Genomic DNA, 5404 nt, shown 5'->3' on the forward strand with positions numbered 1-5404 from the left:
TCAACGTACCAAACCCTGGCCCGATATGGGACAAAATTGAAGCTGATTTTACTGCTGCAATGGCTGGTTTACCAAAAACCCAGGGTCAGATTGGCCGTGCCAACTATTACGCAGCCGAAGCATTTTTAGCAAAAGCTTACCTTTGGGATCACCAGTATGCTAAAGCAAAAACAGCTTTGGATGACCTGATTGCTAATGGCGAAACTGCCGGCGGTACCAAATATGCATTGAGCGCTAATTATGAAGATAATTACAATGCAGTTAAAAAGAATGGTCCTGAATCTGTATTCGCTGTTCAGATGACTGTTAATGATGGTTCAAACGGATCGAACGACAATGCTGGCGAAGCCTTAAACTTCCCTGCCGGTACCTACACAGGTTGCTGCGGTTTTTATCAGCCGTCATACACTTTGGCCAATGCCTTTAAAGTGGATGCAAACGGCTTGCCCATGTTAGGCACAACAAGCATGGTTTGTGCTGATTTTTCAGCCAATAATTCAACTACTGTTAATGTTACTGCAAACTTGCCCAATTACAACGTGGTAAACCTTGCCAATGACCATGGTTTAGGTGCATCAGATGCATTCACTCCTCCGACGGATGCGGTGGACCCCCGGATTGACTGGACTGTAGGCCGTCGCGGTATTCCCTATCTTGACTGGGGCCTTTGCGGTGGTGAACAATGGTCACGTGGCGATCTTTGCCCATACAACCCGATCAAAAACGTATTCTACCACTCACAACAAGCTTCAACTGCGGATAATAACGGTGGTTGGGCCAGTAACCAGGGTACAGCAAATAATTACAACCTGATAACATTTGCCGACCTTTATTTATGGCGTGCAGAGTGTGAAGTCGAGTCAGGCGACCTTGCCGGTGCAATGGCCGACGTAAACGTAGTTCGTGCCCGTATGCAGGATCCGGCTGGTTGGGTTCATACTTATGTTGATAACAGCAACCCAGGGGCTGGTTTCACTAATGTGCCCGCTGCAAACTATAAAATTGGTTTGTATACCTCATTCCCTTCACAATCATATGCCCGCGAAGCGGTTCATATGGAAGAGCAGTTAGAGTTTGGTATGGAAGGTCACCGTTTCTTCGACTTACAGCGCTGGGATCCTATTTACGGTGGTCCTGAGCCTGCTGGTTATATGGCTGGCGTTATCAATGCTCATATTGCAGCTGTTACACGTATTATTAACCCCATTTTGGACGGGCATTTATTTACAGCCGGTAAAAACGAACTTTACCCGATACCGCTTGAGCAAATAACGTTGGAAAATGGTCAATTAAAACAAAATCCCAAATATTAACCCTGAATCATAAAGAAAGTTGCTTTCGGGTGGCTTTCTTTCTTTTTACAGACCGGCTATTTTTTGGTGCTGATAGGGTATTTCAACATCTTTAAACCCTTTTACCAGTATTTTTTCCCTGAAATGCTGCTGCACTTCGTATTCGCCATGAACAAGGAATATTTTTTTAACTTTTTCAGGGTCTTGCTTTGAGATAAAATGCAGCAGATCATCATAATCGCCATGTGCGCTCATTGATTTTACGGATTCAACTTGTGCTTCAACCTCAAAACGTTCCCCATAAATAATAACTTCTTTTTCACCTCTCAGCAAGCGGCCGCCCAATGAGTTTGGCTCACAATAGCCCACCATTAATATCGTGCAGTTTTTGTTGCCGATGTTGTTTTTTATATGATGTTTAACCCTGCCTGCTTCGGCCATGCCTGATGCGGATATGATTACACAGGGAGATGGGTCGTCATTCAACGCTTTCGATTCTACCGTTGACTGGATGAAACGGAGACCTTTAAAGTCGAATGGATTAGCATCAATCTTTAAAACATCGCTCACATCTTTATTATAAACTTCCGGGTGGTCCATCAATACCCTGGTAGCTTTTTCAGAAAGCGGGCTGTCAACATAATAGCGCACATCAGGCAACAGGCCTTTCAATTCTAAACCATTTAGAGCATACAGCAATTCCTGTGTGCGGCCAACGCTAAATGCAGGGATGATGACCTTGCCTTTATGGATAAGGCAGGTGTTATTGATTACCTCCAGCAGTTTATCTTCAATTGATCCGGTTTCTTTATGAAGCGAATCGCCGTAGGTTGATTCCAGTAAAATATAATCCGCCTGCGCGAAGTTTTGCGGGCTTTTCAGCAGGATATCCCCATAACGGCCCACATCACCGCTAAAGGTGACGCGGGTTTGTTTGCCATCCTCTTCAATAGTTAAATGTACCGCGGCGCTGCCAACCAGGTGGCCCGCATCCGTGAAATTGAATTTTATCGAAGGGGTAATAGCGTATTCCTGGTGATAACCGACTGTTTTAAACAGGCTCAATGCTTCCATTACTTCCTCTTCGGTGTATAAAGCGCTCAATAACGGCATGTTGTTTTTACGCCGGTGTTTATTGCTGTATTCGGTATCCTGCATCTGGATCCTGGCCGAATCCATCAAAAGGATATTTACCAGGTCGAAAGTTGGCGGGGTGCAAAAGATCGTTCCTTTAAAACCTTCAGCAACCAACCGGGGGATTAATCCGCAATGGTCAATATGGGCATGGGATAAAATAAGGTAATCAACCTTTTCAGGGTTAAAACCAAAATGTTCGTTCAGGTCTTCTGTATGCTCCCCCATTCCCTGGAACATGCCGCAATCCAATAAAATGCTGGATCCGTCGTTGATCTGAACCAGGTGTTTGCTGCCGGTAACCGTGCGCGCCGCGCCGTGAAAAGTAATTGTCATTGGCTTTTTTTAGGAATTGGAAAGCTACAAAAACGGCACGAAAAGAAATAAATAAAAAATAACTAAGATTTTAGTTGTAATTTTCAATTATATGATTTACCTTAGATCAACCAATAATTGAAAAGTTGACCGGGGTAAATCTTAGCTGTCGTTTTTAATAAAACTTCCCCATCCGTTACAACTTTTTCAAACTTAAAGTACCATGGAAATAAAAGAATTAACCCGTGCCGAAGAGCAAATAATGCAGGTATTATGGCAATTACAAAAAGGGTATGTAAAAGACGTGATTGAAGTATTACCCGAGCCAAAGCCAGCTTATAATACGGTATCGACGATCATCAGGATACTGGAGACCAAAGGTTTTGTGGGCCATACCGCTTTTGGTAAAAGCCATGAATATCATCCGGTGATCAGCAAGGAGCAGTATCAGAATTTTGCAACTGATAAACTAATGACAGGCTATTTTGATAACTCGGTAAAACGAATGTTCTCCTACTTTGTAAAAAAAGAAAAGATTGATCTGAAAGAAGCTGACGAGATAATGAAACTGATTGAAAAACTTAAAGAAAAATAAACATGACCTGGTGGCAATATCTGGTATTGGTAAATATTTACCTGTTGTTATTTTATGTCTTCTACGTTGTTTTGCTTAGCAGGGAGACATTTTTCCAGCTGAACCGGATCTATCTGGTTTCGGCCGCCTTGTTTTCTTTTTTTATACCGATGATCCAATCGGATTGGGTGAAAAATTTATTTATCACCCAAAAAGTTGAATATTCTATTTACAGCAGCCCGGTATTGCTTTACCGCTTTAAGCCTATACAGGACACGCATATTACGATGGGTGAAGTATTGGTTTGGGTTTATATAACCGGAATTGCCTTTTTAGTGACCAGGTTTTTAGGGCAGATCATCGCGCTGAACCGGATCATAAAGAAACCACAATCAGATATTGCTTATTCCTTCTTTAAAAAAATAAAACTCGGCAATCAACAGCAAAACCAGGAAGTTATTGCAGCGCATGAACATGTACACGCAAAGCAATGGCATTCGGCAGATGTGCTGATCATGGAAGCTGTAATGATCATTAACTGGTTTAACCCGGTGGTATACCTGTACCGGTACGCAATTAAACATATCCATGAATATATTGCCGACCGGCAGGCCGTTAAATCAGGAACTGATAAAGCCGAGTATGCTTTGATTTTGTTAAGCCAGACATTCAATGCTCCTGCTCACCAATTGGTAAATCCATTTTTTAATAAAAGTTTATTAAAACAGCGCATCATGATGCTCGACAAAAACAAATCGCAGCGGGTAGCACTGGTTAAATATTTTTTATCGGCACCCTTGTTTATTTTAATGCTGATCCTTTCAGCTGCTACAGTAAATAACAGCAAAACAATACGGTTGATCAATACAAAATTTCAAACGGTTCTTTCGAAGCCTGCAAATGAAATAACGGAGCTCACCATTGATAAGCCATTGGGCAAAAACGGACTGGTTAGGTTAAATACCACGCTGATTGACACCCCGCAAAAGAAAAAGATAGTAACGATCACTATAGACGATACCGCTAAAAAAGCAGGGCCGGTATTTACAGCAGTGGAACAAAATCCAAATTTTCCGGGCGGCCTGGAGGCTTTTTACAGATTTTTGGGTAAGAACGTTAAATACCCCCAGGAAATGCGCGATAAAAACGTGCAGGGCAGGGTGGTAATTAGTTTTATCGTTGAAATGGACGGATTGCTAACAAATTTTAAAATAGCGCGAGATATAGGTTATGGTGCAGGAGAAGAAGCTATACGGGTTTTGGCACTATCGCCTAAATGGGAGCCTGGCATTCAAAACGGTAGGGCCGTACGGGTAATGTACTCAGTGCCCATTAATTTTACTTTAGCCGGCGATAAGCCTGCGGCCCCTGGTGAAAATAAAACTGGCGCTATCAACGGATCGGGTACTGTAAACGGTGTTAAGGGAACTGTTGTTGGGTTAACACTTCAAAAAGATAAGAATAGCCCAGAAGATACTGTTGGCAACCCAAATACCATTCGTATTATCGGTGCCAGCCCAAACCCGTTGTATATTGTTGATGGCAAACAAACCGATTCAAACGGGCTTGGTTTAATCGACCCAAAAGATATCGAAAGTGTATCTGTGCTTAAAGACAAATCGGCCACGGCGCTCTATGGGGCCAAAGCCACTGGCGGAGTAATTATCGTAACGACTAAAAAAAGCAAAAAACTCCAAATCCTGTCATCCCCTAAAACTGATTATACAAATCCTCAATTTCACAACTGAGAATGAAATAATTCATTAACTAACGTTTTTTCGTTGGTCGCCTGGAAAATTGTTAAAAAGGGCGACAGACAGGAGATGACTAAGCGTTTAAAATAGTTCCACTACTCTCTAACCCCTACTTCTTCTTTTTAGCGGCTTCCATTATGGGTTTTACTACGTTGGCCTTACCTGACTGGTAGTCGGATGGCGCTTTTTTAGCTAAGGGATTAGCGGGTTTTTTTTTCTCTTTTACGGCTTGCCTGTCTTTGCTCATGGGTTGGTATAGTTAGGATGAATTTTTAGATATCTGAATATGAAACGGTATTAACGGGCATTAATTGCACGTTTTTATAGCGGGATGA

General features: G+C 42.3%; 5 protein-coding genes. 3 read left to right on the top strand and 2 right to left on the bottom strand.

Annotation, left to right across the window (positions count from 1 at the left end):
- On the top strand, positions 1–1313 hold a 1313-nt coding region (locus QZY09_RS19890), incomplete at its 5' end, for a RagB/SusD family nutrient uptake outer membrane protein (RefSeq protein ID WP_295675267.1).
- A 45-nt stretch (positions 1314–1358) separates the two neighbouring features.
- Here the strand turns inward: QZY09_RS19890 and QZY09_RS19895 are convergent.
- On the bottom strand, positions 1359–2762 hold the full coding sequence (locus QZY09_RS19895) for an MBL fold metallo-hydrolase (protein ID WP_295675268.1): 1404 nt from the start codon (positions 2760–2762) through the stop codon (positions 1359–1361).
- Between the two features lie 202 nt (positions 2763–2964).
- Between QZY09_RS19895 and QZY09_RS19900 the strand changes: the two genes are divergently transcribed.
- Both QZY09_RS19900 and QZY09_RS19905 read left to right on the top strand, forming a co-directional pair.
- Positions 2965–3336 (top strand): BlaI/MecI/CopY family transcriptional regulator, encoded by a 372-nt coding sequence (locus tag QZY09_RS19900; RefSeq protein ID WP_295675271.1) that lies wholly within the window; start codon positions 2965–2967, stop codon positions 3334–3336.
- Between the two features lie 2 nt (positions 3337–3338).
- On the top strand, positions 3339–5063 hold the full coding sequence (locus QZY09_RS19905; RefSeq protein WP_295675273.1) for a M56 family metallopeptidase: 1725 nt from the start codon (positions 3339–3341) through the stop codon (positions 5061–5063).
- A gap of 115 nt (positions 5064–5178) precedes the next feature.
- On the opposite strand, the gene QZY09_RS19910 is transcribed toward QZY09_RS19905, so the two are convergent.
- Positions 5179–5316 (bottom strand): hypothetical protein, encoded by a 138-nt coding sequence (locus QZY09_RS19910; protein ID WP_295675275.1) that lies wholly within the window; start codon positions 5314–5316, stop codon positions 5179–5181.
- Positions 5317–5404: the final 88 nt, after the last annotated feature.

It is taken from the genome of uncultured Mucilaginibacter sp. (assembly GCF_903913935.1).
Classification (GTDB): domain Bacteria; phylum Bacteroidota; class Bacteroidia; order Sphingobacteriales; family Sphingobacteriaceae; genus Mucilaginibacter.

Excerpts from the sequence above, each read along its gene's own strand:
- QZY09_RS19895 (WP_295675268.1), bottom strand. The coding sequence starts at position 2,762 with ATGACAATTACTTTTCACGGCGCGGCGCGCACGGTTACCGGCAGCAAA.
- QZY09_RS19900 (WP_295675271.1), top strand. The coding sequence starts at position 2,965 with ATGGAAATAAAAGAATTAACCCGTGCCGAAGAGCAAATAATGCAGGTA.
- QZY09_RS19905 (WP_295675273.1), top strand. The coding sequence starts at position 3,339 with ATGACCTGGTGGCAATATCTGGTATTGGTAAATATTTACCTGTTGTTA.
- QZY09_RS19910 (WP_295675275.1), bottom strand. The coding sequence starts at position 5,316 with ATGAGCAAAGACAGGCAAGCCGTAAAAGAGAAAAAAAAACCCGCTAAT.